The following is a 25117-nucleotide window of genomic DNA, read 5'->3' on the forward strand; positions in this document are numbered from 1 at the left end:
CGCTACAACGGCAGCAGGATGTTCTTCACGTCCGGATCATTGGCCAGGTACTCCTGCACGGCCGGGTCCTTGAATGTCTCGACCAGCTTCTTGACGTTCTCGGTGTCAGCCCACTCGCTGCCGATGGTCAACTGTCCGGCGAACTCATCGGGGGCCGGCGGTGCGAAGATCTGCTGGCTGATCGGCACCTTGGCCGCCAGGTAGTACTCCGTGTAGCCGACCGCCGCGTCCAGATCGGGCAGCGATCGCGACTGCGCGGCGAAGTCCAGCAGAGTGAACTTCAGGTTCTTCGGGTTGCCAACGATGTCCTTCTGCGTCGCCGTCCACTTGTCGACCGACGGGTTCAGCGTGATCAGACCCGCCCGCTCCAGCAGCCACAGTCCCTGCGCCTCGTTCGCCGGATCCGAGTACAGCGAGACGTTGGCCCCGTCCGGCAGCTGCGCGGGGTCGGTGTACTTGTCCGACCAGATCCCGAAGCCCCACCGGAACACCGGCGTCGCCGCCTCCTCCTTGAAGTCCGGGTTGGCCTCCAGCACCTGACCCAGCCACAACTTGTGCTGATAGATGGTCCCGGCGACCTCGCCGTCGCTGACAGCACGGTTGATCGTGTTGCTGTCCGACAGGCCCCGGAAAGCCACCTTGATCCCATGCCGCGGTGCGACCTCCGCGGCGATGTACTCGATCAACGCCTGCTCGGCCGCGTTGCCCTCATTGGTGGCGACGACCAGGGTCGCACCGGGAATCTCGTTCGCTGACTCCGTCTTGCCGAAGAACAGCAGCCGCGCCCCAACGACCACGACCACCACAACTGCGAGGCTCAGTGCGATCCAGAGCCATTTCGGCCGACGCTTCAGCTCGAACCCGTGATCGTCGGTGCCCTCCACCGTGGTGTTGGTCGCCATGGGATTTCCTCTCAAGCGGGGACTGCGCGTTTGCGCAGCGGACGGACCGCGCCGGTGCCAATGCGGCTGCGCGGCGTGGTGAAACGAACGAGGGCATCACCGATCAACTGAACCGCGGCGACGGTGATGACCAGGATGACGATGGTGGCCAGCATGACGCCCTGGTCGAAGCGTTGGTAGCCGTAAGTAACTGCGACATAGCCGATTCCGCCGGCGCCGATGGTGCCGGCGATCGCGGAGTACTCGATCATCGCGATGACGTTGATGGTCAGGCCACCGATGATCGACGGCACCACCTCGGCGAGCTGTGCGCTGCGAATGATCTGAACATTCGACCCACCTGACGCGCGGGCCACCTGCACCACCGACGGCGCGACCGAGCGCAGCGAGTTCTCCACGATCCTGGTGAAGAATGCGGTGCCCGCCAACGTCATCGGCACTACCGCTGCGGCGATGCCGATGTTGGTACCGGTGATGAGTCTGGTGAACGGCATGATCGCGGCCATCAGGATCAGGAACGGCAGCGACCGGCCGATGCTGATGATCCAACTCAAGACCGTGTGCAGGCTGGGGTTCTCGAACAAGCCGCCTGGGGCCAGGTTGTGCACGAGGGCGCCCAGCGGCACGCCGACAAGCACCACGATGGTCATGACGATCCCGACCATGATCAGCGTGTCCAGCAGCGCCGGGAACAGCAGACCGGGCAGCTCGTTCACCGGCACCTTGGTGGTCGCCAGCAGCGTCTCGGTCACGCCACGCCCTCCAGCGCGGGGTCGACGCGGCCCTCCGTGTTGGTGGCTAATCCATAGCGCGCCAAAACCTCGGCAGCCCGCGAGTCGAACCGCTCCGGAATCCCCAGCGTCGCAGCGCCTATCGTGACACCGCCGATCTGCTGCACAGATGCGCCCAGCACCGAGAGGGGCGCACCGAGGTCCGCCGAGGCGCGCGCGATCCAGTCCGCCGGCACGTCCGGCGCGTCGTACACCACGTGCCACACGTGCTGACCCGTCGCCGCACTCGCTGCCACCCCCTGCGGGCGCAGTTCGGCGCCCAGCGACGAATCGGGGTTGGTGAGTAGCTCCACCAGACGGCCGGACTCCACGATGCTGCCGCGGTCGAGCCTGGCGACCGAGTCGGCGATTTTGAGCACCGTGTCCATCTCGTGGGTGATGAACACGATCGACAGACTCAGGTCGTCGCGCAGTTCACGCAGGAGCGCTACGACGGACTCCGTGGTCGTCGGATCCAGCCCCGCTGTCGCCTCGTCGGATAGCAGCACCGACGGCCGCAGTGCCAGTGCGCGGGCGACTCCCACCCGCTGCCGCTGACCGCCGGACAGCTGGAACGGGTAGTGGTTGGCCCGCTCGGTCAGACCCACCCGGTCGAGCAGCTCGGCGACGCGGGCGCGCGTCTCCACTGGGGTGACGCCGAGGTATTCCAGTGGCAGCGCGACGTTCTCGGCTGCAGTTCGGCGCTCGAACAAGCCCGACGACTGAAAGACGGTCCCAATTCTGCGGCGGGCAACGCGAAGCTCCCTCGACGAGAGTGTCGTCAGGTCGTCGCCGTTGACCACGACAGACCCGGACGTCGGCGCTGTAAGCAGGTTGACGCACTGTGCCAGCGTGCTTTTCCCGGCCCCACTGGGGCCGACGACAGCGAGGATCTCGCCGGCCTCCACGCGGAAGTTGATCCGGTCCAGCACGACCGTCCGTTCGTCGCCGTGGCCGTAGATCTTCGTCAGGTCAGTCAGCTCGATCATCGAAGGGGGACGTCCTCAGGAAGTGGGGTGTGCAGGCGTCATCGCCGTTGGAGTCGAACCATCTCAGAACTCGGCACCGAACGAAAACCATTGCAATCACCATGAATCAATGCACTTGACGCCAACGTGATCCAAACCATGGGCGCAGCGGTTCGCGGCCGCCACACTCCTGAAGACATGAGCATCGACGACTCGGTCTCCGTCCGCGACGGGGCCGAACCACACGGTTTCACCATCGACAAGCGACGCAAGTGGCCCTACCTCATCGTCACGGCGATCGTCGCCATCGCCATCGCCACATTCGTCGTCATTGCGCGCAGCGCCGGCGCGGCGTCACCGAATGAAACCGCCGGTGCCACTCTCGATGTGGTCTACCTGGACTCGAACCCGGCCGAGAAGCGAATCATCGAGTTCATTGCGGACAAGATTGCCCCCGACTACGGCGTACAGGTCGGTGCGGTCGGACTCGGTGACAGCACGCAGATCAACCAGGCGATCAGCGACGGTCGCTACGCCGGCACGATCTTCCAGCACCGGCATTGGCTACAGCAGGTGCTCGACGCCAACCCGGGCTTCCGGGAGGAGGCGGCCACCGGTCCGTTCTTCCACTGGGTGTTCGGCATCTGGTCGGACAAGTACAAGACACCGCAGGAGATCCCTGACGGCGCAACGGTATCGCTGCTCGCCGACCCCGCGAACAACGCTCAGGGCATCTGGTACCTGGCCCAAGCCGGATTGATCACCCTGCGACCTGACGCCGATATCACCGCCTTGACCCAGAAGGACATCGTCGGCAACCCGAAGAATCTGAGGTTCACGCTGCTCGACTTCGGCGCGCAGCCGCGCGCTCTGCCCGACCTCGACGCGGTCGTCGGTTACGCGGAGTCCTTCCTCGCGGCGGGTGTGCCGGAGGACAAGCTGATCTACGCCCCGAAGTCACCTGACGAGTTCGCCTCGGTGCTGACAATCGGCAGCAACTACGCCGACACCGAGAACGTCCAGAACCTCGTCAAAGCGTTCAAGGACCCCCGGGTGCAGACGTTCATCGCCGAGGATCCCGCGGTGAAGAAGCTTGCGCTGCCGGGCGATCCACAGTGAGCGCGGCGAAGCGGGAACTGCACCTGGGCGTCAACGTGCTGTCCGACGGTATGCACCCGGCGGCGTGGCAGCATCCCAGCGCTGACCCCGACTGGTTCACCGACCCCGCGTACTGGATCGAGGTGGCCCAGATCGCGGAGCGCGGAACGCTCGACGCGCCGTTCCTCGCCGACAGCCCGTCGCTGTTCCAGAAGCCCGACGATCCGCTAGTCGCGCCTCCGCTCGCACTCGACCCGCTGGTGCTGCTGTCGACACTGGCGTCGGCCACCACGCATCTGGGGCTCATTGGCACCGTGTCGACGTCCTTTGAGGAGCCCTACAACCTCGCTCGTCGGTTCTCGTCACTGGATCACCTCAGCCGCGGACGGGTGGCCTGGAACGTGGTGACCAGCAGTGATCCGTACGCGTGGAACAACTTCGGCCATGGCGATGACCCCGGCGGACGGCCCGACCGGCGCGATCGGTACCGGCGCGCCGCGGAGTTCATCGACGTGGTTCGTGCGCTGTGGGATTCCTGGGACGACGACGCCGTACTCGCCGACAAACGCACCGGGGCGTTCAGCAGACCGGGCGCCATCCACACTATCGACCACCGCGGCGAGTTCTTCAGCGTCGACGGACCTCTGACGCTGCCCCGTTCCCCGCAAGGGCATCCGGTGCTGTTCCAGGCCGGCGGGTCGCCGGGCGGCCTCGATCTGGCCGCCCGTTATGCCGACGGAGTTTTCGCCGCGCAGGCCTCGCTGCCGGATGCGCTACGCAACGCCGACGAATTGCGTTCGCGCACAGTTTCATACGGTCGGCCCCGGGACTCGATCCGCATCATGCCCGGACTGTCGTTCGTGCTGGGCAGCACCGAGGATGAGGCGCGGCGCCGCAACGACGAACTGAACGAGCTGGCCGGGGAGCGCCGGCTGGCACACCTGGCCGGACAGATCTCCGTCGACCCCGGCGAACTCGACTGGGACAAGCCACTGCCACAGTGGTTGCTCGACGGTGCGGTGACCGATACGGGATCCCAGGGCGCGCGGGACATCGTCGTGAACCTGGCACGCCGCGAGGAACTGACGGTCCGTCAGCTTCTCGATCGGGTGATCACCTGGCACCGACTGGTGATCGGCTCGCCCGAGCGCATCGCCGACGCGATCGAGGAGTGGTTCGTCGCCGGGGCGGTCGACGGTTTCAACCTGATGCCCGACGTCTTCCCGTCCGGGCTCGAACTGTTCGTCGACCACGTGGTGCCGATCCTCCGCGACCGCGGCCTGTTCCGTCGGGAGTACCGGCACGCCACGCTGCGTGGTCATCTGGGGCTGCACCGCCCGCTGGACCGTCGGGCCGAGCAGGCTGCGCAGACCGGCTAGACCGCGCGCGTCAGCGCGGCTGGCGCCACATTGGAACCAGGCTCGGGCCGTCGGGCAACCTGATCTCGCCCGTGACCTCGAACCCGAACCTCTCGTAGTAGGGCACATTGTCAGGGTTGCTCGACTCGAGGTAAGCCGGGGCGTACTCGGCATCGCAGCGGTCCAGGCGCGACCTCATCAGCGCATTGCCGTAGCCCTTACCGCGCACGTCGGGGTCGCTGCCGATGACCGCCAGATACCAGTGCGGTTCCTCGGGGTGCGCCCTCTTCATCAGCTCCGACACCGCCAGGCCGCGCGTCATCGACTTCCGGAATGCCATGACCAGGCCGGGCATCGCCCGCATCTCCTCCCAGCGGGTCTGTTGCCACTGCCCGGGCGGGTCCCAGAGCGCGGCTCCGCCGATTCCCGGGCCGTCGGGGGCGACCTCGACACCACCGCGGGACAGATGGTGATGGCGGGTCAGCGCGCCGAACAGCCGGTGCAGCTTGCGCCGGCGCTCGTCGTCATCCGGCAGCATCCAACGCATCACGGGGTCATCGAAGAAGGCGCGGCCCAACGTCTTGGACAGGGCGGGCACGTCGGCACGGGTGGCGGGTCGAACCTCGACGCTGGTCACCCCGCCATCTTGGCCGATCGCACTGCCCAGGTGAAGGGGTCGAACCTCACCCCTGGGTGATGTAGGCCTCCAACTGCTCCTGCTGCGTCTGGAGTTCCTCCATCCGGGTCTTCACCACGTCGCCGATGCTGACGATGCCCACCAGCTGCCCGTCGGCGATGACGGGCACGTGGCGGACCCGATTCGTGGTCATGAGCCCGCTGAGGAGGTCCACCGGATCATCCGGCGTGCAGGTGATCAGCTCGGGGGTCATGATGTCCGCGACGCACCTGTGGAGCAGTGCGGGGCCGAACTCGTGCAGTTTGCGCAGTACATCGCGTTCCGAGACGATGCCCACCGGCCCCTCGGGGCCGATCACCACCATCGCGCCGACGTTGCGCGTGACCAGGCCGGTCAGCAGGTCGCTGACCATGGTGTCCGGGGTGATGGTCAGCACACCCGCACCCTTGTTCTTCAACACATCCGAGATCCGCACCGCAGCCTCCTAGGTGACCTGGCTCACACCAGGCTAGGTCGGATCTCAGCGCGAGGAAAGCCCCAGCGAACTCGCATAACCGTCCGGCGCCCGACCATGGGCGGTATACCTGTGCCCATGATCGACGTGACGCTGCTCGGCACCGGCAGCCCTGTACCCGACGCGAACCGAGCAGGACCGGCCACGCTGATTCGCGCCGGCGAGCAGACCTTCCTGGTCGACTGCGGACGTGGCGTTCAGCTGCGCCTCGCGGCGGCGGGCAGCAGCGCCCCCGCCCTGACCGCACTCCTGCTGACTCACCTGCACAGCGATCACATCGCCGACCTCGGCGACCTGCTCATCACCCGATGGGTGATGACGTTCACCCCAGATGCCCCGCCACTGCCCATCATCGGGCCACCCGGCACCGCGGAGGTCGTCGAGGCCACGCTGAAGGCGTTCGGGCACGATATCGGCTATCGCCTGGCCCACCATCCCGATCTCACGGGTCCACCGCAGGTGGAGGTCCTCGAATACACCGAGGGTGTGGTGTGGGAGCAGGGCGACGTGCTGATCCGCGCCGCCCCGACCGACCATCGGCCTGTGGCCCCGACCGTGGCCTTCCGGGTGGAGCGTGCCGGCGCGTCGGTGGTTCTTGCCGGGGACACGGTGCCGTGCGAGAGCCTGGACGAGCTGGCCGCAGGCGCGGGTGCGTTGGTGCACACTGCGATTCGCAAGGACCTCATCGCACTGATGCCCGCGCAGCGGATCCGCGACATCTGCGACTACCACTCCTCAGTCGAGGAGGCAGGCGCAACCGCCACCCGGGCGGGCGTCGGCATCCTGATCCTCACCCACTACGTGCCCGGTATCGCACCGGGCCAGGAGGAGGAGTGGCGCGCACTGGCCGCCACCACGTTCGGTCGCCAGATCGAACTCGGCGACGACCTGCTGCGAGTGGACGTGCACCCCGGCGTCTGCGGACACAAAACCGACGGCGCCGGCACGGTCACGCCAGGCGGGTGATCTCGACGACGACGTCCAGATCGGTCGAACCCTCACCGGAGTAGATGCCCTTCAACGGGCTGACATCGGCGTAGTCACGGCCGACACCGACGCTGACGTACTGCTCGTTGATCGCGGCGTCATTGGTGGGGTCGAAGTTCCACCATCCGCCCGTCCACGCCTGCACCCAGGCATGGCTCTGACCGTCGATGGTGTCACCCACGACCGCCTCCTTGTGCGGATGCAGATAACCAGACACGTATCGAGCGGGAATCCCCATGCTGCGCAACAGGATCAATGTGAGGTGCGCGAAGTCCTGGCAGACGCCCTTACCCTCCCGCAACGCGTCAAGACCCGATGAGTGCACGCCGGTGGTCCCTGGCACGTAATCGAGTTCGCCGTGCACCCAGTTGGCGGCCTCGATGACAGCCTCGGCGGGGTCGTGCTCCCTGGCGATCCTCTGCCCGACCCGAGCGATGCGACCGCTCGCTGGCGTGTAGTGCCTGGCCGTGAGCACCTCGTCGAACCGGTCGATGACCGCTGCGGACTTCAATTCCTCCCAGGTGACGGCCTTCTCGGGCATCTCCTCCGTGTCGGTCTCGACCACCGACGACGCCGTCACCTCGAGTTCGGTGTGCGGGGCGTGCAGATCGAAGGCCGTGACAGCGGTCCCCCAGTAGTCCACGTACCGGTAGGACCTGGTGGCGGGCACCGTCTCGATGCGGTTGAGGATGACGTTCTGCCGCGAATCCGACCGAGGCGTGAGCCGAACCTCGTTGAAGGATGCCGTCACGGGTGACTTGTAGGCGTAGCCCGTGGCGTGGATGACACGCATGCGCCACATCAGACCTCACCCTCCTCGATCACGACCGAGGCATTGCGCCCCGCATCGGTCCACGCCACCCACGGCGCGGAGTGGAAGTACTCCACCGCCAACGCCTCTCCGACCTCGTGGCAGGTCTCCTGCAGGCCCGCCAACCGCTCCTCGAGGGACTCCAACAGGACTCCCGGCCGCAGAAACTCCAACTCGCTGCGCGCCCGACCCAACAGGCGTTGCGTCTCCGCGGTGGCGCCGACCCGATTGAGCGCCCGGTGGCGCAGTTCCTCGAGGCTGTGCTCGGCCAGTCGCAACGAGTACATGACCGACCGTGGGAAAAGCCGGTCCAGCAACATGAACTCGACGACTCTGCCTGCGTCGAGTACACCGCGGTAGGTGCGCAGATAGGTGTCGTGTGCGCCTGCCGAGCGCAGCACCGTCGCCCACGCCGGCGAGGAGGCGCTGTCGCCGACCCTGGACAGCAGCAGACGCACCGTCATGTCGACGCGTTCGATCGCGCGGCCCAGCACCATGAAGCGGTATCCGTCGTCGCGGGACAGCGTGGAGTCGGCCAACCCGGCGAACATCGCCGCCCTGCCCTCGACGTAGGACAGGAACTCGTGCGGTCCGAGACGTTTCGCGGCGCGTTCGCGTTCGGCCAGCGCGTTGTAGGTGGTGTTGAGGCACTCCCAGATCTCGGTCGATGTGACTTCCCGTGCGCCGCGGGCATTCTCACGGGCCGCGGAGATCGCCTCGACGATCGAGCAGCCGCCGTCGGTGTCCCGGCTGAAGGCCACCAGGTCGGTCAGCGACCACACGTCCAACGCGATCTTGGGGGCCTCGATGCCCAGCACCCGCAGCAGTGTCCGCGATGCCTGGTCGGGGTCGACGCTGGAGTCCTCCAGCAGTTGATGGACGGTGACATCGAGGATGCGGGCGGTGTCATCGGCCCGCTCGACGTAGCGTCCGATCCAGTACAGCGATTCCGCGTTGCGCGCCAGCATCAGTGGCTCCCGCTGCTCTGTTGTTGCTGCTGTTGCTGCTGGCTCATGCTGTCAGCGTCCTTCTCCACCGTCGGCCCCTTGGCGTTCTTCGGCAGTGACCGGACGATCTCGGCGGCCGCCAGCTCGCGGTCGGCGGCCGACGTGCGCGAGGCCAGCACCCAGGTGTCCTTGGACCCGCCGCCCTGGCTGGAGTTCACCACCAGCGAGCCCTCCGGCAGTGCGACCCGAGTCAACCCGCCGGGCAGCACCCACACGTCATCACCGTCATTGACCGCGAACGGACGCAGATCCACGTGCCGCGGCGCCAGCTTGTCGTCGATCTGGGTGGGGACGGTGGACAGCTGTACCACCGGCTGGGCGATCCAGCCGCGCGGATCGGCCCGGATCTTCTTGCAGATCGTGGCCAGTTCCTTCTCCGACGCATCGGGGCCGAACACGATGCCGTACCCGCCGGAGCCCTCGACGGGCTTGATGACCAGCTCGTCGACGCGGTCGAGCACCTCCTCGCGCTCATCGTCCAGCCAGCACCGGAAGGTGTCGACGTTGGCCAGCAGCGGCTTCTCCCCGAGGTAGTACTCGATGATCGTTGGCACGTAGGTGTAGACCAGTTTGTCGTCGCCGACACCGTTGCCCACCGCGCTCGAGATGACCACGTTTCCCGCGCGGGCCGCGTTGAGGATCCCGGCCACGCCGAGCACGGAGTCGGGTTTGAAGTGCATCGGGTCTAGGAACTCGTCGTCGATTCGGCGGTAGATGACGTCGACCTGACGCTCACCCTCGGTGGTCCGCATGTAGACGGTGTTGTCCCGGCAGAACAGGTCACGGCCCTCGACCAGTTCGACACCCATCTGGCGGGCCAGCAGCGAGTGCTCGAAGTACGCCGAGTTGTAGACGCCAGGCGTGAGCACCACCACGGTCGGGTCGGCCTCATTGGACGCCGCGGCGTTGCGCAGGGCGCGCAGCAGGTGCGAGGCGTAGTCCCCGACCGCACGGACGCGGTGCGTGGCGAACAGATTCGGGAAGACCCGCGCCATGGTGCGGCGGTTCTCCATCACATAGGAGACACCCGACGGCGAGCGCAGGTTGTCCTCCAGCACCCGGAAGCTGCCCTGGGCGTCGCGCACCAGGTCGATACCCGCCACGTGAATGCGCACGCCGTTGGGCGGGACGATGCCGACGGCCTCGCGGTGAAAGTGTTCGCACGATGTGATCAACCGGCGCGGGATGACGCCGTCACGGACGATCTCCTGCTCGCCGTAGATATCGTCCAGATACAGCTCAAGTGCCTTGACGCGCTGTTTGATGCCCTTCTCCAACCGCGACCACTCGGCGGCCGAGATGACCCTCGGCACCAGGTCCAGCGGGAACGGCCGCTCCTGACCCGACAGCGAGAACGTGATGCCCTGATCGACGAAGGCGCGACCAAGCGCCTCTGAGCGGGCGGCGAGTTCGGAGGCGTCCGACGGCGCGAGTTCGGCCAGAATGCCCTTGTAAGGTCCCCGCACGTTGCCCGCGGCGTCGAACATCTCGTCGAACGCCTTGGCGTAGCCCCCTACGCTGTTGTAACCCCCGAAGATCCCGTCATGGCGTTTCGAGGACTTGCCACGCGATGACTTGCCACTCGATGACTTGCTGGGCGCCGTTCGCGACGGTTCGACGGGCAGTGTTCGCGGGCTCACCCTGACATGCTGCACCAATAACGACGTTTCGGCAGGCCAGAGGCGTCACTTTGGGTATTCAGCCCCTCCGCTGGTAATCTGAACACTCGCTGCCCACGTTCGGGCGCCCCAGAAACACTTTGGTAAACCCAAGCCGACCTTAAGAAGGAACGACACGCGTGGCCAATATCAAGTCGCAGCAGAAGCGCATCCTCACCAACGAGCGCGCGCGCCTGCGCAACCAGTCGGTGAAGTCGGCTCTTCGCACGGCTGTCCGCGGCTTCCGTGAGGCCGTCGACGCCGGCGAGAAGGACAAGGCAGCCGAGTTGCTCGCCGCCACCAACCGTAAGCTCGACAAGGCCGCCAGCAAGGGCGTCATTCACAAGAACCAGGCCGCCAACAAGAAGTCGGCTCTGACGCTCGCGCTGAACAAGCTCTGAATTATCCCCTGGCCGCGAGTTCGGCCACTCTGCGAACCGCAGTCTCGAGGGCGTAGTCGGCACTAGCCGCTGCGCCCTTGACGTCTGCATTGAGCGTGGCCACCAGCCGCATCGCCTCCGCAACGGAATCACGCGACCAGCGACGAGCCTGCTTCTGCACCTTCTGCACCCGCCACGGCGGCATGCCCAGCTCTCCTGCGAGCCGGTAGGGGTCACCGGACAGTGGTGCGACGCGGGCGATGGCGTGGACCGCCTCGGCCAGCGCGTCCGCGAGAACCACCTGTGGCTCGCCGCCCATCATTGCCCAGCGCAGTGCCTCGGCCGCACCCTCGACGTCACCCGTGACCGCCTTGTCGGCGATGTCGAAGCCCTTCACCTCGGCCTTGCCACTGTGGTAGCGCCGCACAGCCGCGGGAGTCACGTCGGCGCCGGTATCCGCGACGAGCTGTGAGCACGCCGCCGCGAGTTCGCGGATGTCCGATCCGACGGCGTCGAGCATCGCGTTCACCGCGTCATCGCCAACCTTGACCTTGAGGGCACGAAACTCGTTGCGGACGAAATCGGCCCGATCACCGGGCTTGGTGATCTTCGCGCACGGATGCACGTCGGCCCCGAGTTTCTTCAACTGGTCGGCCAGCGCCTTCGCGCGCCCGCCACCGGAGTGGATGACGACGAGCACGGTGCCCGGCGGCAGGTCCGCCGCCGCGGAACTGATGAGCGCGACCGCGTCCTTGCCTGCCTCGCCCGCCGCCTCGAGGACCACGACCCGCTCGTCGGCGAAGAGCGACGGGCTGAGCAGCTCGGCGAGTTCGTTGGTGCTCACCTCGCCCGCGCGCATGCGGTCCACCGGGATGTCAGACGTGCCGGCTTCCTCACGCGTTGAACGCAGAACGGCGGCCACCGCACGTTCGACGAGCAGATCTTCATCACCGAGAACGAGGTGCAGTTGGCTCACCCGAAGATCGTGTCACGTCCCGCCGACGTCCACGCAACCACGCAGACCAAGCACGCGCCGAGCACGATTCGGCCCCACCGCCACCGCCACAGCACCACCGCCGCGACACCCGCCAGTGCCACGCACAGCACCCCGGCCGCACCCGACGGGACGGGCACCGCAGCGCCGGGCGCCGAGGCCGCCACGTCCGCGACACTCAGCAGCCACCACAGGGCGGGCCCGGTGAACCTGATCACCAGGCCGGCGAGGTCGGGCGCCGCGGACGCCAACGCCGCCGCACCGGTGCCCAGCACCGTGATCGGCGGGATGACCACGGCCACTGCGAGGTTGGCCGCGACCGACACCACGCTGAAAGACCCCGATATCCCCGCGACGAGCGGCGCCGTGACGAGGTGTGCCGCCACCGCGACACAGACCGCGTCGGCCAGCGGTTTGGGCCACCGCCGTTGGACGAGGCGCTCCGACCACGCCGGTGCGATGACGACCAGTGCCGCCGTCGCCGAGACCGACAGCGCGAAGCCGACATCGACGGCCATCTCGGGCCATCCGATCAGCACGGCGATGACAGTGGCCGCGAGCGCGGGTATCGCCTGGCGCCGGCGGCGGGACACCATGGCCAACAACGTGATCGCGGCCATGCTCGATGCTCGCAGCACGCTGGCAGAGGGTTGCACCACGATCACGAACGCGATGAGTGCCAACGCCGCCAGACTCACGGCGACGCGCGGACCCACCAGCGCCGCGGACAACAGGACCGCACCACCCACGATGGTGACGTTGGCACCCGAGACCGCGGTCAGATGCGTCAGGCCGGCAATCCTGAAGTTCTCGACGGTGTCGCGCGGCAATGCGGCCGTGTCGCCCAGCACCAGTGCAGGCAGCATCGCCGCCTGGTTGGCGGGCAGCGCGACGCGGGCGGCCGCCCCGAAGTCAGCTCGGACGTCCGCGGCCACGCGATACAGCGGACCCGCCTCCCCCACCCGCGGTTCACCGGTAGCCGACAGCACCGCCACCGTCAGATCACGGCGAATCGGCCGGCCGACGCGCGCGCGGAATGCCGCCGGGCGTCCCACCGTCAGATCGCCGTAGCCGCCCACCGACGCGAACACCAGGACCCGACCGGACTGCCGATGGTCACCGATCGCGAGCAGCCTGGCTCGAAACATCAGCCGGCCGCCCGCCACGACGCGCGGTGTCTCGGTCGGGGCGATCGTCACCGCAACGGTGTCGCCCAGCCGGGCGACGACGGGATGGTGCTCCGCGTCGGCAACGCGCAGGGCCACCGACAGCGCGAACATCGCACCGGCGGCGGTGACCGCCAGTACGGCAGGCCAGATCGGCGTCGCCGAGTCGGGATCGCGGCTCATCCGCATGGCCAGCGCAGTCAGAGCGGTCGCGACGATCAGAACACCGATCGCGACGGCCGGTCCCCACACGATTCCCGATGCCGTGACCGCCCAACTGCTCAGCGCTACCGGGACCAAACGCAGGTCGGACCCGGCGGTGCTCACACATGGACCAGGTCGCGCAGCTTCTCCAGCCGCGCCGGGCCGATACCGTCGACGTCGCCGAGTTGTTCGACGTCGGTGAAGCTGCCATTGGCGTCGCGGAAGGCGATGATCGCCGCGGCGGTGACGGGTCCGACTCCCGGCAGGACGTCGAGTTCCTCGACCGTTGCAGTGTTCAGGTTCACCGGACCCGCCGTGGGCGTGTCCGTGGCGCCGGTCGAGGGCGCGGCCTGCTGGGCCGGGCTGCTGACGGAGCTGCCCATGGCCGTCCGAACACCGGGTGGCGAGGCGATGCCGACGACGATCTGTTCCCCGTCGGAGAGTCGGCGCGCCACGTTCAGCCCGCTCAGGTCGGCGCCGTCGAGCACCCCGCCAGCCGCGGTGAGTGCGTCATCGATGCGGGCGCCCGGCTCGAGGGTGACCAAACCGGGACGGTGGACCAGTCCGACAACGCTGACCACGACCGGCTGGTGCTCCGACGGTGTGGACGGAACCGTCGAGGAGACCATCTGTACCGGAGGGAGATTGGCCGATACGACGGGAGGCGGATCGTCGCCGGTGACGGTGAAGACCGTCACCAGCACCGCGATCGCCCCGACGGCGGCCAGGGCGATGACACCGGCTCGGCCGGGATCGGCGCGGATCGTCGCCAGCCACTGCGGGCGGCCGCGTGAGCCCCCCTCGGGCAGCCACCTGGCCAGCGAGGTGTCGGGCTGCTCGTCCTCGGAGGACTCGCCCGCCGGCGACGCCTCGGCGCCGTCGGATCCGTTGAGGCGGCGCGCAACCCTGTCTGCGGGCAGTTCGGTTCGCATGGCGCGACGGTAAGCGTGCGACGCGACGCGAGAGGCCGGGCGACGGCACCTCAGCCCCGCCCTGTGGATGAAAACCGGTCTGTGGATACCGGCTTGGTGGCCGATGCCGCCGCGGCTACGCCCACCCGCCCGAGCGCCAACACACCCAGTCGATCTCGACTAGTGCGCCGACCGCGAGGCCGGTGACCCCAACGCAGGTCCGCGACGGTAGCCGGTCCGGGAACCACGCCGCGTACGCGTCGTTGAACGCCCCGTAGTCCGCCCAGTCGAGCAGGTAGGCGCGCACCGAGACGACGTCACTCAAGCGACCACCGCACAGCTCGGTGACCCGCACCAGGTTGCGCATCACCTGATCCGTTTGGGTCGCCACGTCGGCGCCGACGACGGTGCCCGTCACGTCTGTCGGCATCTGCCCGGTGACGTAGAGGGTCTCGCCCGCGACGGTGGCGTGAGCGAACGGAGCGACACTCGGAGGCACGCCGTCGTCGGGGGTGAAGGTGAACGCGCGGATTGCGGGTGGGAGATCTTGCACCGCAGAGATGATGCCAGCGCAGCGGATCCTCGCGTATACATATTGACCGAAGGTGTCTACTGAACCACCACAACGAGGAGTCGCCGCATGAGCGCCGAAGCGGGATCGCGCATGACCACCAATCGTCCGCTTCGAGTGATCCAGTGGACCACCGGCAACATCGGCAAGCGCTCGCTGCACTCCATCATCGGCCGTGACGACATGGAACTCGTCGGCGTGTACGCGCATGGGGCCGACAAGGTGGGTGTCGACGCCGCTGTCCTCGCCGGCCGATCCGAACCCACCGGCGTGGTCGCCACCAATGACATCGATGCGCTCATCGCGCTCAAACCCGATGCCTGCTGCTACAACCCTTTGTGGCCCGACGTCGATGAGCTCGTCCGACTGCTGGCCGCCGGCGTCAACGTGTGTTCGAGCGCTGCCTGGATCACCGGCGGCAAGCAGTCACCGGAGGACACGGCCAGGATCGAGAAGGCTTGCCAGGAGGGCAATTCCACGATCTTCGGCAGCGGCGCGCATCCCGGTATGACGAACATGGTCGGCATGGTGCTCTCGGGCGCGTGCGAGGGCGTCGACGAGATCCGCATCACCGAGTCGGTCGACTGCTCGACGTATGAGTCGGCCGGAACCCAGGCCGCCATGGGCTTCGGTCAGGACCCCGAGACACCGGGTCTGGCCGAGAGTGTGCGACGCGAGAGCGAGGTGTTCGCCGAGTCCGCGGCGATGATGGCCGATGCCATCGGCGCGCACCTCGACCGCCTGACGTTCGATGTCGAGTTCACCACGGCCACCGGTGACACCGACCTGGGTTTCATGCAGATCCCGAAGGGCACCGTCGGTGGCGTCTACGGCTACCACCGCGGTTGGGTCGGCGACCGCAACGTCGTCAGCGTCGGATTCAACTGGACGATGGGCGATCACGTCACCCCGCCCAAGCCGTTGGAGCACGGACACGTGATTCAGGTCTTCGGCACACCCAACATGCGCACGGTCCTGCACTGCCTGCCGCCGCGGGATTGGACGGAGCCGGGCTTCATGGGGCTGGGCATGATCTACACCGCGATGCCGGTGACCAACGCAGTGCCCGCCGTGGTGGCGGCCCCGCCGGGCATCGTCACGCTCAAGGACCTGCCCCCGGTCACCGGACGCTTCCGCGGCTGAGCCCCGCTCTCCGCTTTCCTCCGCTCCGCTCACCCAGGGCGCCTGCTGCCGCGGCCTTGAGATAGCGCTGGAATGTTGGACATTCGGAGTGACTGGAGGCGGGACACTCAGCCGCGTGACGTAGTCCGTCTCGCATGGCGCTGAGATGCCCTATCGTCGCGTCAAGTTCGTCTGCCTTGGCCGCAAGCGTCTTCCTGTCGATCCTCGGCTGACCGTCTGGCATCAGCATCACGGCGATCTCGTCGAGTGAGAATCCGGCGGCCCGCCCGAGTGCGATGAGCGCCATCTGATCGATGACGCTCGAGTCGAACAGCCGGCGCTGACCTCGTCGGCCGATCGACGAGATCAGTCCCCTCTGCTCGTAGAACCGCAACGTCGACGCGGGCACACCGCAACGTCGCGCCACTTCGGCGATATCCATGTCCCGCTCCTCCCCTTGACTTGAAGTTGACTTTAACTGAAACCGTGAAGTCAACCAGTTCCTACCAGCAGAGGGAGAGATCGTGAAGACGACGCACACGGCGACGACGGATCAGGCGCGCGCATGGAACGGCGGTACGGCGCAGGCATGGATTGTGATGCAGCAGATTCTGGACCGCACGTTCGAGCCCTTCGCGGATCTACTTGTCGAGGCGGTGACAGCCGGTGGCGGCAGCCGCGTTCTCGACGTCGGGTGCGGCACCGGCGCAACCACTCTCGCGGTCGCGAGAAACCTGACCGAGGGCGGCCACTGCATGGGGATCGACATCTCCGACCCGATGATCGGCGTCGCGCGCGGCCGAGCTAGAAGTCCCGAGCTGCCGGTACGCTTCATCGTCGACGACGCCGAAACACACCAATTCGACGCCGGGTCGTTCGACACTGTCGTTTCGCGCTTCGGCGTGATGTTCTTCGGCGACCCCATCGCCGCGTTCGCGAACCTACGACGCGCGGCGCGCACGGACGCCCAACTCCAGTTCTTCGCATGGCGGTCCCCCGACGAGAACCCGTTCATGACAACGGCCGAGCGCGCGGGGGCACCGCTGCTGCTCACCCTGGCCCTTCGCCGACCCGGCCTGCAGGGACCGTTCGCGTTCGCCGACGCCGATCGTCTCGCCAGCGTCCTCGAGTCGGCCGGATGGACCGACATCGACATCACGCCGATCGACGTCGGATGCGCTCTAGCCGAGGAGGAGTTGGTGCCCTACCTGACGCACATGGGCCCCGTCGGTCAGATCCTGCACGGCAGCGACGAGCAGACGCGCTCACGGGTGGTCGCGGCGATCCGGCCCGCTTACGAGCAGTTCGTCCATGACGGCGAGGTTCGCTACACCGCTGCGTGCTGGTCGGTCAGCGCCAGGAACAGGGCTCGCCCAACGTGACGCCACTGCGAAGAATCCGCCGCCATTTTCTCGCAGTGGCGGCACGTTCGGCGTGGTGTGCCCGCGCTGGAACGGGCCCGCGTTAGAACCGGGCCGTGAGCCTGGTCAGCCCTGGGCCGTCGAGGTCGCCCAGGGCGGCGGGCCGACCGGCCATCACCATCAGCAGCGCCTCACCCGGTCCCCGCACATCCGGCCCCCGGCCGTGCGACCAATCCAGGTCGGTGGCGACCAGCCTGGTGCCGCGCGCCCGCCACGCGCCGCGGATCAGCGGTGCGAATCGCGCGAAGTCGAGCGCGACGGTCAACCGCTCCGCGGCGATGGCGCGCGGCAGGCCCAGCGCCCTGCGCACGTCCTGCTGGTGAATCATGTTGTCGGTCAGCGCGATCCGACCGCCGAATCCAGCGCCCAGCCCCCGCGGGTAGGCGTGCTCGCGCACCATCGCGACGAGCCGCTCCGACGAGTGGCCGGCCAGATCGGCCACCCCGAGGGCGTTGATACGGTCGGTCATCAGGCCACCGCGCAGGAACCGGCCCACCAGCTGCGCCGCAGTCATTCCCTCGTAGCTCATGATGTGGGCCACCACGTCGCGCACCGTCCAATCGGTGCACAGGGTGGGGCGGTCCCATTGCTCGGCGCTCAGCCCGGCGAGGAAGTCGGCGAAGTCCAGTCGCTCATCGCGTCCCAGATCCAGCACATTCATGGGTCGTGGTTACCCGTCGACGGCCACGCACACACCGACGGCCCCCGCGCCGACGTGGACCGCCAGCACGGGACCCATATCCGACACCGTCAGCGACTCGATCTGAGGCAGACGATCGGTCAGCGCGGCACCGATGACGTCGGCGGCGTCGTGGTTGTCCACGTGGTGCACGACGATCGTGGCCCGACGCTCGCCGACCACCTCGGCGACCGCGTCGACCATGGCCGCGTGTGCCTTCGACACCGTGCGAATCCGTTGGGACAGCACCAGCCTGCCGTCAACGTCCAGGCACAGCAGCGGCTTGACCGACAGCGCGGTGCCCAGCCACGATGCCGCAGTGCCGATCCGCCCGCTGCGGCGCAGGTTGTCCAGCCGGTGCACGACGATGAAGGCGTGTCCGCGGGGCACCGCCGCACGGGCCGCGGCCTCGACGGCGTCGAGGTCGGCACCCTCGATGGCCGATTGCGCCGCCGCGGCGGCGACGAAGCCGACGCAGGCCGCCGCCGACCGCGAGTTCACCACGCGCACAGCCGATCCGAACTCTCGTGCCGCAGCACTGGCATTGCTGAAAGTACTCGACAGCGCCGCGGACAGGTGCACTGCCACCACGCCGTCACCACCACTGTCGGCGAGGGCGGCACGGTAGACCTCGGCGAGGTCCGTCGGCGACACCCCCGATGTGGTGGCGTGGCTGCGTGCGTACACGTCGTTCGGCACCGCGTCGACACCGTCGAGAAGGTCTGCGCCGTCCACCAGCACGTGCAACGGCACCTGGCGGATCCCCCACCGCTGCAACTCATCCGGGCGTAGCCGCGAGGATGAGTCGGTCACCACCACGACGGCCATGATCAGTCGCCGGGGCCCGGTGTCACTCCGGCCTCGGCGAGACCCTTCATCATCAGCTCGGCGACACCCTGGTGCGCCTCGAAGTTCCAGTGAATCCCGTCGGGGTTGCCCCGCCCGCTCATCACCTCTTCATCGACGGCGGCCTTGAGGTCGACCACCGGAACACGGTGTTCGCCAGCCCATTCCGTGATCGCGTCAACCGTGGCGTCGCGCCAGCGGTGCGACCGCCCGTAGGTGTCGGCGATGTGCACCGAGGGCACACACGCCACGAACGGGATGCCGGGCCTGTTGAAGTCGATGGCCGCGCGGGTCTGTTCGAGGTAGTCGACGGTCAGCTGCGGCGGCAGGGCCGGCCGGGCGATCGGTGACAGGCGGGGCTGCGCCCAGCCGTAACCGTCGCGTACCCAGCGGCGCAGGAACGATGGCCTGATGTAACGGATGAACTCGCGGGCGGCGGTCGGCAGCGGGGAGGGCAGTGAGTCCATTCCGCTGGTCGCGAAGATCACCGCGCCGGCCTTAGGCAGGGCGGCCCACGCCCGGGGATCGCCGATGGCCGCCCACCACACATCGCGGGAGGTCCAGCCGATCCGACCGATCAACTCGAGGTCCCAACCGAGTTGGCTGGCAACGATGTTGGGCCAGATCCGGGGGTCATCCGACGGCAGCCCGCCGGTGGGTCCGTAGTAGGACAGCGAATCGCAGAAGACGAGCAGTGTCCTGCGCGGTGTGCCCGACGTTTCCTCAGAGGACATCGTTGGCCACCTGCGCCGAGGCGTTCCACACGTCGAGGCGCCAGCGGATGTCACCGAACGCGGCGTCGGGTTCGCCGTGCCCCGACAGCTGCACCCAGCTCGCGTTGCCCATCCCGCCGAACACCGGCCAGTTGTCCACCGGGATGCCGAGGACCGCGCCGGTGAGCGCCGCGATCAACCCGCCGTGCGCCACCAGTACGACGGGCCTGTCGGGCTCATCGACACCCCACTCCCGATGTCCGGCAACGAGTTCCTCGACGAGCGGTAGGCTGCGGCGCGCGACGTCGACCCGGCTCTCGCCGCCGTGCGGTGCCCACCGGGCATCGTCGCGCCATGCCAGCCTGGCACCGGGGGCGATCGCGTCCACCTCGTGGTGCGTCATGCCCTGCCAGTCCCCGAGGTGCGTCTCACGCAGCCGGGTGTCGGCCGTGACCGGTACGCCGGCCCGCTCCCCGAGCGTGGTCGCCGTGTCCAGTGCGCGGCGCAGGTCCGATGACACGATCAGCAGCGGCTGGCGCTTGGCAAGCACCTCGGCAGCCGATACCGCCTGGGCGCGCCCCAGGTCGGACAGTTCGGTGTCGAGCTGACCCTGCATGCGGCTGCCCGCGTTGTACTCGGTCTGCCCGTGCCGCAGCATCACCAGGTGGCAGACCCTCACTGCGAATCCTCCGTGGATTCGTCGGCTCGGTCGGCTCCGTCCTCGAGTTCCACCGGCACCACCGGGCAGTCCCGCCACAGCCGGTCCAGGGCGTAGAAGTTGCGCTCATCCTGATGCTGGACGTGCACGACGATGTCGACGTAGTCGAGCAGCACCCACTTGCCCTCGCGGGTGCCCTCCCGGCGGGCGGGCTTGTAGCCGGCCACGCGCATCTTCTCCTCGACCTCGTCGACGATCGCGTTGACCTGCCGCTCGTTATTGGCCGAGGCGATGACGAAGAGGTCGGTGATGAAGAGCTGCTCGGAGACGTCAATGACGACGATGTCGTCGGCCAGCTTCGACGCGGCGGCCTGCGCGGCCACCGTCGCCATGTGTACGGATTCGTCGCCTGCGCTCATGATTGGGGCTCCTGGACTGCGTGGGTTTGGGATTGGGCCTGGGACTGGGATCGATAGAGACCGCGCTTGGACACGTACTGAACGACACCGTCGGGAACCAGATACCAGATGGGCCTGCCGGACTCGGCCCGCGCGCGGCAGTCGCTCGACGAGATCGCCAGCGCGGGCACCTCAACCAACTGCAATGCGTCCTCCGGTAGTTGCTCCATTGCCGCTGCGATGTGCTCGCCGTCGAGTTCGTAGCCCGGCCGGCTGACGCCGACGAACCGGGCCAGGGAGAACAGTTCCTCCCAGTTCTGCCACGACAGGATCGATGCCAGCGCGTCCGCCCCGGTGATGAAGAACAGGTCGGTGTCACCACGCTGTGCCGCGAGGTCCCGCAGGGTGTCCTTCGTGTAGGTGGGGCCTGCGCGGTCGATGTCGACGCGGCTGACCGAGAAGCGCGGGTTGGCGGCCGTCGCGATCACGGTCATCAGGTAGCGGTCCTCGGCTTCGGTGACGAAGCGCTCCCTCTTCTGCCATGGCTGACCCGTCGGCACGAACACCACCTCGTCGAGGCCGAACTGGTCGGCGACCTCGCTGGCCGCGACGAGGTGACCGTGATGGATGGGATCGAACGTCCCACCCATCACACCCAGCCTGCGTCGAGTCACGAATAGGCAGCTTACGGCAGTGATCCGGGCCCGCTTGCGCTCGCCGAAAGGCAGAGGTTAGACGGGCAGCAACTTGTCGATCACCGTGGCGAGCTGCTTGGCCGAGCGACACTCGTGCATGGGGATGACGCCCTCGTAGCGCGCGACGGCGGAGTCACCGCTGCCCCACAGGTGCTTGGGCTCCGGGTTGAGCCAGTGCGCGTGGCGGCTCGCACTGACCATGCGGGCCAGCAGGTCGAGTTCGGGGTTGCGGTAGTTGTTGCGGCCGTCGCCGAGGACCAGCAGTGCGCTGCGCGGGGACAACACGTTGGGGTACTTGTCCAGGAACGACACGAAGGCATGCCCGTAGTCGGAGTGGCCGTCGCGGGTGTACACGCCCGACTCGCGGGTGATGCGCTGAATGGCGACAGCGAGGTCGGAGTCGGGGCCGAACATCTCGGTCACCTCGTCGGTGGTGTCGATGAAGGCGAACACCCGGACCCTGGAGAACTGCTGACGCAGGGCGTTGACCAGCATCAGCGTGAAGCTGCTGAACCCGGCGACGGAACCGGAGACATCGCACAGCACCACCAGTTCGGGGCGCGCCGGATGCGGCTTCTTCAGCACGACGTCGATGGGCACACCGCCGGTCGACATCGACTTGCGCAGGGTCTTGCGCAGGTCGATCTCACCACGGCGAGAGCGCCGCCGTCGGGCCGCCAACCGGGTGGCAAGCGTGCGCGCCAACGGTGCGACGACGCGGCGCATCTGCGCCAGCTGCTCCCCCGATGCGCGGAGGAACTCGACGTTCTCCGCCAGCTGCGGAATGCCGTACATCTGGACGTGGTCGCGGCCCAGCTGCTCGGCGGTGCGGCGTTTGGTCTCGGCCTCCACCATCCGGCGCAGCTGCGTGATGCGCTTCGCGGCGATCGCCTTGGCGATCTCCTCCTGCGTGGGCGTGGGTGCGTCGCCGTACGGCGCGAGCAGCCCGGCCAGTAGCCGGCCCTCGAGTTCGTCGAGCGCCATGGCCTTCAACGCCTGATACGAGGAGTAGGACGGCCCCCGGCTGGAGTTGTAGCGGCCCTGGGACTCGACGATCTGGGCGATCATCGCCGCCAGCCGTGCGTCGAGGTTCTCAAGGTCGGCGTTATTGGCCAGCATCTCGACCAACGCCGCCCGCAGACCCTCGATGTCCTGCGCAGGCGGGGCGGTCGGATCGTCGTCGGCGGTGCCGTCGTCGTCCACCACCGTCCGTGCGCCCCATGCGGGCGGGAACCACAGGTCGAACATGGCGTCGTAGGTTTCGCGGTGGTCCGCACGGCGCAGCACGGCGCACGCGAGTCCCTCCCGAAGCTGATTGCGGTCGCTCAGGCCCAGAACCGCCATCACTCGTCCGGCGTCCACGGTCTCGGAGGGTCCGACGGAGATGCCCACCCCGCGCAGCGCCTCGACAAACTCGACCAGGTGGCCCGGAATGCCGTGGGGGGCAATCGGTTGCGGGGGTCGGGTGCGTCGGGCGGCCATCAGCGGATCCTCAGTTCAGGCGAAGTTCGCCGGATGCGCGTTGCTGATCGGACTGGTGCTTGAGCACCACGCCCAGCGTCGCGGCGATCAACTCGTCGTCGATGGTGTCCATGCCCAGTGCGAGGACGGTGCGGCCCCAGTCGATGGTCTCGGCCACCGACGGCGCCTTCTTGAGTTGCATGCCGCGCAGCACGCCAATGATGCGGACCAGTTCCTCGGCCAGGCGTTCCGGCAGTTCGGGCACCCGCGACAGCAGGATCCGACGCTCCAGCTCGGGTTCGGGGAAGTCGATGTGCAGGAACAGGCAGCGACGCTTGAGCGCCTCGGACAGCTCGCGGGTGGCGTTCGAGGTCAGCAGCACGAACGGTGGTCGCTCGGCCTTGATGGTGCCCAGCTCGGGAACCGTGACGGCGAAGTCTGACAGGACCTCAAGCAGCAGGCCCTCGATCTCGATATCGGCCTTATCGGTCTCATCGATCAGGAGCACGGTGGGGTCGGTCCGCTTGATGGCGGTCAGCAGCGGACGGGTCAGCAGGAACTCCTCGCTGAACACGTCCATCTTGGTCTGGTCCCAGTCGCCCGAGCCGGCCTGAATGCGCAGGATCTGCTTGGCGTGGTTCCACTCGTAGAGCGCGCGTGCCTCATCGACACCCTCGTAGCACTGCAGCCGGACCAGCTCAGATCCGGTGCACTGCGCGACGGCGCGGGCCAGTTCGGTCTTGCCGACGCCAGCCGGTCCCTCGACGAGCAGCGGCTTGCCCAGCCTGTCAGCGAGGAAGACCGCGGTCGCGGTCGCAGTGTCGGGCAGGTAGCCGGTCTCGGCCAGGCGCGCGGCGACATCATCGATGTCCGCGAAAAGCGGTACTGGGCGTGCGGGGACGCTCACGGGGTGTTCTCCTCGTTCTTGCTTGATTAGACCGGGCGGGTGTGGCCGTTGCCCCACACAATCCACTTGGTCGAGGTCAATTCTGGCAGACCCATCGGGCCCCTGGCGTGCAGCTTCTGCGTTGAGATACCGATCTCGGCTCCGAACCCGAACTGCTCACCGTCGGTGAAGGAGGTGGCGGCGTTCACCATCACCGCCGCCGCGTCGACCTGGGCCGTGAAGCGTTCGGCGGCAGCGAGATTGGTGGTCACGATGGCCTCGGTGTGACCGCTGCCGTACTCGTTGACGTGGGCGATGGCGGCGTCGACGCCGTCCACCACCGCGACCGCGATGTCCATCGACAAGAACTCGGCCCGCAACTCGTCCTCGCTGGGGTCAAGATGCACGGTGACACCGGCGTCCTGCAGCGCCCCGATCAGCCGCGGCAGTGCAGTCTCGGCGATCGCGGCGTCGACGAGCAGCGACTCCGCGGCGTTGCACACACTCGGGCGCCGGGTCTTGGAGTTCAGCAGAATGCGTTCGGCGACATCGAGATCCGCCGCCTCGTGCACGTAGACGTGACAGTTACCGACGCCCGTCTCGATGGTCGGCACGGTCGCGTCCCGAACCACGGCGGCGATCAGCCCGGCTCCCCCGCGCGGAATGACGACGTCCACCAGGCCGCGAGCCTGGATCAGGTGGGTGACGCTGGCGCGGTCCTCGCTGGGCAGCAACTGCACGGCGTCGGCGGGCAGTCCCTCGGCGACCAGGGCGGCGCGCAACGCGGTGACCAGCGCCTCATTCGAGCGCCGCGCCGACGAGCTGCCCCGCAGCAGCGCCGCGTTACCCGACTTCAGGGTCAACCCGAAGGCGTCGACGGTGACGTTGGGCCTGCCCTCGTAGACCATGCCGACGACACCGAGCGGCACGCGCTGCTGACGGATTCGAAGACCGTTGGGCAGCGTGCTACCGCGCAGCACCTCCCCGACGGGGTCCGGCAGCCCCGCCACCTGACGCAGTCCGGCCGCAATACCGTCCACACGCTGCGGGTTCAGGGCGAGCCGGTCGAGCATCGCCTCGGGGGTGCCCGCCGCACGCGCGGCGTCAACGTCGGCGGCGTTGGCCGCGAGAACCGCGTCCACCTGGGCCAACACCGAATCGGCCGCGGCGTGCAACGCGCGGTCCTTGGTCGCGGTGTCCAAGGTGCCCAGCACGCGCGCGGCCACCCGGGCCCGGCGGGCGGCGTCATGCACCTGCAGGCGCAGGTCAGCGTCCACGGCAGCGTCCACACTCATCCGCCCA

28 protein-coding genes are annotated in these 25117 nt (G+C 67.9%); 6 read left to right on the forward strand and 22 right to left on the reverse strand.

What is annotated here, in order from left to right:
* Positions 1–2: 2 nt before the first annotated feature.
* From ACZY0X_RS27485 to ACZY0X_RS27495, 3 genes are all read right to left on the reverse strand, one after another.
* Positions 3–902: a MetQ/NlpA family ABC transporter substrate-binding protein gene (locus ACZY0X_RS27485; RefSeq protein WP_463774929.1), complete on the reverse strand. Its 900-nt coding sequence runs from the start codon at positions 900–902 to the stop codon at positions 3–5.
* A gap of 11 nt (positions 903–913) precedes the next feature.
* A complete protein-coding gene (locus ACZY0X_RS27490; RefSeq protein ID WP_463775064.1) occupies positions 914–1567 on the reverse strand; it encodes a methionine ABC transporter permease in 654 nt (217 codons plus the stop codon).
* Between the two features lie 83 nt (positions 1568–1650).
* Complete coding sequence (locus ACZY0X_RS27495; RefSeq protein ID WP_463774930.1) at positions 1651–2661, reverse strand: methionine ABC transporter ATP-binding protein; 1011 nt, start codon at positions 2659–2661, stop codon at positions 1651–1653.
* A gap of 177 nt (positions 2662–2838) precedes the next feature.
* Here ACZY0X_RS27495 and ACZY0X_RS27500 point away from each other — a divergent pair, with 177 nt between their 5' ends.
* Together ACZY0X_RS27500 and ACZY0X_RS27505 are read left to right on the forward strand one after the other, a co-directional pair.
* Positions 2839–3759 (forward strand): MetQ/NlpA family ABC transporter substrate-binding protein, encoded by a 921-nt coding sequence (locus tag ACZY0X_RS27500; RefSeq protein WP_463774932.1) that lies wholly within the window; start codon positions 2839–2841, stop codon positions 3757–3759.
* Positions 3756–5117 carry an LLM class flavin-dependent oxidoreductase gene (locus ACZY0X_RS27505; RefSeq protein WP_463774933.1) on the forward strand — a complete coding sequence of 454 codons (1362 nt, stop codon included), beginning with the start codon at positions 3756–3758 and terminating at the stop codon, positions 5115–5117. The genes ACZY0X_RS27500 and ACZY0X_RS27505 overlap by 4 nt, the downstream gene beginning before the upstream one ends.
* A gap of 10 nt (positions 5118–5127) precedes the next feature.
* Here ACZY0X_RS27505 and ACZY0X_RS27510 read toward each other — a convergent pair whose 3' ends face one another.
* Both ACZY0X_RS27510 and ACZY0X_RS27515 read right to left on the reverse strand, forming a co-directional pair.
* Entirely contained in the window at positions 5128–5733 is a 606-nt protein-coding gene (locus ACZY0X_RS27510; protein WP_241404416.1) for a GNAT family N-acetyltransferase, read from the reverse strand.
* A gap of 46 nt (positions 5734–5779) precedes the next feature.
* The gene (locus ACZY0X_RS27515; RefSeq protein WP_463774935.1) at positions 5780–6208 is read right to left on the reverse strand and encodes a CBS domain-containing protein; all 429 of its coding nucleotides are present in this window, start codon (positions 6206–6208) and stop codon (positions 5780–5782) included.
* 117 nt (positions 6209–6325) lie between these two features.
* Between ACZY0X_RS27515 and ACZY0X_RS27520 the strand changes: the two genes are divergently transcribed.
* A complete protein-coding gene (locus tag ACZY0X_RS27520; RefSeq protein ID WP_463774936.1) occupies positions 6326–7213 on the forward strand; it encodes a ribonuclease Z in 888 nt (295 codons plus the stop codon).
* Here ACZY0X_RS27520 and ACZY0X_RS27525 read toward each other — a convergent pair.
* From ACZY0X_RS27525 to ACZY0X_RS27535, 3 genes are read right to left on the reverse strand one after another with little or no spacing between them, the layout of a single operon-like run.
* Positions 7197–8036: a transglutaminase family protein gene (locus ACZY0X_RS27525; RefSeq protein ID WP_463774937.1), complete on the reverse strand. Its 840-nt coding sequence runs from the start codon at positions 8034–8036 to the stop codon at positions 7197–7199. The genes ACZY0X_RS27520 and ACZY0X_RS27525 overlap by 17 nt on opposite strands.
* On the reverse strand, positions 8036–9013 hold the full coding sequence (locus tag ACZY0X_RS27530) for an alpha-E domain-containing protein (RefSeq protein ID WP_463774939.1): 978 nt from the start codon (positions 9011–9013) through the stop codon (positions 8036–8038). Before ACZY0X_RS27530 ends, ACZY0X_RS27525 begins: the two co-directional genes overlap by 1 nt.
* Positions 9013–10539, reverse strand: a complete 1527-nt coding sequence (locus ACZY0X_RS27535; RefSeq protein WP_463775065.1) for a circularly permuted type 2 ATP-grasp protein — start codon at positions 10537–10539, stop codon at positions 9013–9015. The genes ACZY0X_RS27530 and ACZY0X_RS27535 overlap by 1 nt, the downstream gene beginning before the upstream one ends.
* 311 nt (positions 10540–10850) lie before the next feature.
* Here ACZY0X_RS27535 and rpsT point away from each other — a divergent pair, with 311 nt between their 5' ends.
* On the forward strand, positions 10851–11111 hold the full coding sequence (rpsT, locus tag ACZY0X_RS27540; protein ID WP_463774940.1) for a 30S ribosomal protein S20: 261 nt from the start codon (positions 10851–10853) through the stop codon (positions 11109–11111).
* Position 11112: 1 nt separating this feature from the next.
* On the opposite strand, the gene holA is transcribed toward rpsT, so the two are convergent.
* From holA to ACZY0X_RS27560, 4 genes are all read right to left on the reverse strand, one after another.
* A complete protein-coding gene (holA, locus tag ACZY0X_RS27545) occupies positions 11113–12057 on the reverse strand; it encodes a DNA polymerase III subunit delta (RefSeq protein ID WP_463775067.1) in 945 nt (314 codons plus the stop codon).
* Between the two features lie 5 nt (positions 12058–12062).
* Positions 12063–13577 (reverse strand): ComEC/Rec2 family competence protein, encoded by a 1515-nt coding sequence (locus tag ACZY0X_RS27550; protein ID WP_463774942.1) that lies wholly within the window; start codon positions 13575–13577, stop codon positions 12063–12065.
* Entirely contained in the window at positions 13574–14386 is an 813-nt protein-coding gene (locus tag ACZY0X_RS27555) for a ComEA family DNA-binding protein (protein WP_463774943.1), read from the reverse strand. The genes ACZY0X_RS27550 and ACZY0X_RS27555 overlap by 4 nt, the downstream gene beginning before the upstream one ends.
* A gap of 115 nt (positions 14387–14501) precedes the next feature.
* On the reverse strand, positions 14502–14918 hold the full coding sequence (locus tag ACZY0X_RS27560; protein ID WP_463774945.1) for a RidA family protein: 417 nt from the start codon (positions 14916–14918) through the stop codon (positions 14502–14504).
* Positions 14919–15005: 87 nt separating this feature from the next.
* Between ACZY0X_RS27560 and ACZY0X_RS27565 the strand changes: the two genes are divergently transcribed.
* Positions 15006–16079 (forward strand): NAD(P)H-dependent amine dehydrogenase family protein, encoded by a 1074-nt coding sequence (locus ACZY0X_RS27565; RefSeq protein WP_463774946.1) that lies wholly within the window; start codon positions 15006–15008, stop codon positions 16077–16079.
* On the opposite strand, the gene ACZY0X_RS27570 is transcribed toward ACZY0X_RS27565, so the two are convergent.
* Positions 16057–16500: a helix-turn-helix domain-containing protein gene (locus tag ACZY0X_RS27570; RefSeq protein ID WP_463774947.1), complete on the reverse strand. Its 444-nt coding sequence runs from the start codon at positions 16498–16500 to the stop codon at positions 16057–16059. The genes ACZY0X_RS27565 and ACZY0X_RS27570 overlap by 23 nt on opposite strands.
* An 82-nt stretch (positions 16501–16582) precedes the next feature.
* Between ACZY0X_RS27570 and ACZY0X_RS27575 the strand changes: the two genes are divergently transcribed.
* On the forward strand, positions 16583–17440 hold the full coding sequence (locus ACZY0X_RS27575; protein ID WP_463774949.1) for a class I SAM-dependent methyltransferase: 858 nt from the start codon (positions 16583–16585) through the stop codon (positions 17438–17440).
* Positions 17441–17522: 82 nt separating this feature from the next.
* On the opposite strand, the gene ACZY0X_RS27580 is transcribed toward ACZY0X_RS27575, so the two are convergent.
* From ACZY0X_RS27580 to ACZY0X_RS27620, 9 genes are all read right to left on the reverse strand, one after another.
* Positions 17523–18140, reverse strand: a complete 618-nt coding sequence (locus tag ACZY0X_RS27580) for a maleylpyruvate isomerase family mycothiol-dependent enzyme (RefSeq protein WP_463774950.1) — start codon at positions 18138–18140, stop codon at positions 17523–17525.
* A gap of 9 nt (positions 18141–18149) precedes the next feature.
* On the reverse strand, positions 18150–18986 hold the full coding sequence (locus ACZY0X_RS27585; protein ID WP_463774952.1) for a DegV family protein: 837 nt from the start codon (positions 18984–18986) through the stop codon (positions 18150–18152).
* Positions 18987–18988: 2 nt separating this feature from the next.
* Complete coding sequence (gene octT / locus ACZY0X_RS27590) at positions 18989–19738, reverse strand: diglucosylglycerate octanoyltransferase (RefSeq protein ID WP_463774954.1); 750 nt, start codon at positions 19736–19738, stop codon at positions 18989–18991.
* Positions 19728–20396, reverse strand: coding sequence for a glucosyl-3-phosphoglycerate phosphatase (gene gpgP / locus ACZY0X_RS27595; RefSeq protein ID WP_241404401.1), 669 nt, complete (start codon positions 20394–20396; stop codon positions 19728–19730). The genes octT and gpgP overlap by 11 nt, the downstream gene beginning before the upstream one ends.
* Positions 20393–20794, reverse strand: coding sequence for a ribosome silencing factor (gene rsfS / locus ACZY0X_RS27600; RefSeq protein ID WP_463774955.1), 402 nt, complete (start codon positions 20792–20794; stop codon positions 20393–20395). The genes gpgP and rsfS overlap by 4 nt, the downstream gene beginning before the upstream one ends.
* Entirely contained in the window at positions 20791–21432 is a 642-nt protein-coding gene (gene nadD, locus ACZY0X_RS27605) for a nicotinate-nucleotide adenylyltransferase (protein WP_463775068.1), read from the reverse strand. The genes rsfS and nadD overlap by 4 nt, the downstream gene beginning before the upstream one ends.
* 72 nt (positions 21433–21504) lie before the next feature.
* Entirely contained in the window at positions 21505–22950 is a 1446-nt protein-coding gene (locus ACZY0X_RS27610) for a vWA domain-containing protein (protein ID WP_463774956.1), read from the reverse strand.
* 10 nt (positions 22951–22960) lie between these two features.
* Complete coding sequence (locus tag ACZY0X_RS27615) at positions 22961–23836, reverse strand: AAA family ATPase (RefSeq protein ID WP_463774958.1); 876 nt, start codon at positions 23834–23836, stop codon at positions 22961–22963.
* Between the two features lie 26 nt (positions 23837–23862).
* Positions 23863–25110 carry a glutamate-5-semialdehyde dehydrogenase gene (locus ACZY0X_RS27620; protein ID WP_463774959.1) on the reverse strand — a complete coding sequence of 416 codons (1248 nt, stop codon included), beginning with the start codon at positions 25108–25110 and terminating at the stop codon, positions 23863–23865.
* Positions 25111–25117: the final 7 nt, after the last annotated feature.

It is taken from the genome of Mycobacterium sp. IDUB_39 (genome assembly GCF_055419205.1).

Excerpts from the sequence above, each read along its gene's own strand:
- ACZY0X_RS27565 (WP_463774946.1), top strand. The coding sequence starts at position 15,006 with ATGAGCGCCGAAGCGGGATCGCGCATGACCACCAATCGTCCGCTTCGA.
- ACZY0X_RS27585 (WP_463774952.1), bottom strand. The coding sequence starts at position 18,986 with ATGGCCGTCGTGGTGGTGACCGACTCATCCTCGCGGCTACGCCCGGAT.
- ACZY0X_RS27490 (WP_463775064.1), bottom strand. The coding sequence starts at position 1,567 with ATGGTCGGGATCGTCATGACCATCGTGGTGCTTGTCGGCGTGCCGCTG.
- ACZY0X_RS27495 (WP_463774930.1), bottom strand. The coding sequence starts at position 2,661 with ATGATCGAGCTGACTGACCTGACGAAGATCTACGGCCACGGCGACGAA.
- ACZY0X_RS27500 (WP_463774932.1), top strand. The coding sequence starts at position 2,839 with ATGAGCATCGACGACTCGGTCTCCGTCCGCGACGGGGCCGAACCACAC.
- ACZY0X_RS27580 (WP_463774950.1), bottom strand. The coding sequence starts at position 18,140 with ATGAATGTGCTGGATCTGGGACGCGATGAGCGACTGGACTTCGCCGAC.
- ACZY0X_RS27530 (WP_463774939.1), bottom strand. The coding sequence starts at position 9,013 with ATGCTGGCGCGCAACGCGGAATCGCTGTACTGGATCGGACGCTACGTC.
- ACZY0X_RS27555 (WP_463774943.1), bottom strand. The coding sequence starts at position 14,386 with ATGCGAACCGAACTGCCCGCAGACAGGGTTGCGCGCCGCCTCAACGGA.
- ACZY0X_RS27520 (WP_463774936.1), top strand. The coding sequence starts at position 6,326 with ATGATCGACGTGACGCTGCTCGGCACCGGCAGCCCTGTACCCGACGCG.
- ACZY0X_RS27570 (WP_463774947.1), bottom strand. The coding sequence starts at position 16,500 with ATGGATATCGCCGAAGTGGCGCGACGTTGCGGTGTGCCCGCGTCGACG.
- ACZY0X_RS27610 (WP_463774956.1), bottom strand. The coding sequence starts at position 22,950 with ATGGCCGCCCGACGCACCCGACCCCCGCAACCGATTGCCCCCCACGGC.
- ACZY0X_RS27525 (WP_463774937.1), bottom strand. The coding sequence starts at position 8,036 with ATGTGGCGCATGCGTGTCATCCACGCCACGGGCTACGCCTACAAGTCA.
- ACZY0X_RS27620 (WP_463774959.1), bottom strand. The coding sequence starts at position 25,110 with ATGAGTGTGGACGCTGCCGTGGACGCTGACCTGCGCCTGCAGGTGCAT.
- rsfS (WP_463774955.1), bottom strand. The coding sequence starts at position 20,794 with ATGAGCGCAGGCGACGAATCCGTACACATGGCGACGGTGGCCGCGCAG.
- ACZY0X_RS27485 (WP_463774929.1), bottom strand. The coding sequence starts at position 902 with ATGGCGACCAACACCACGGTGGAGGGCACCGACGATCACGGGTTCGAG.
- octT (WP_463774954.1), bottom strand. The coding sequence starts at position 19,738 with ATGTCCTCTGAGGAAACGTCGGGCACACCGCGCAGGACACTGCTCGTC.
- ACZY0X_RS27535 (WP_463775065.1), bottom strand. The coding sequence starts at position 10,539 with ATGTTCGACGCCGCGGGCAACGTGCGGGGACCTTACAAGGGCATTCTG.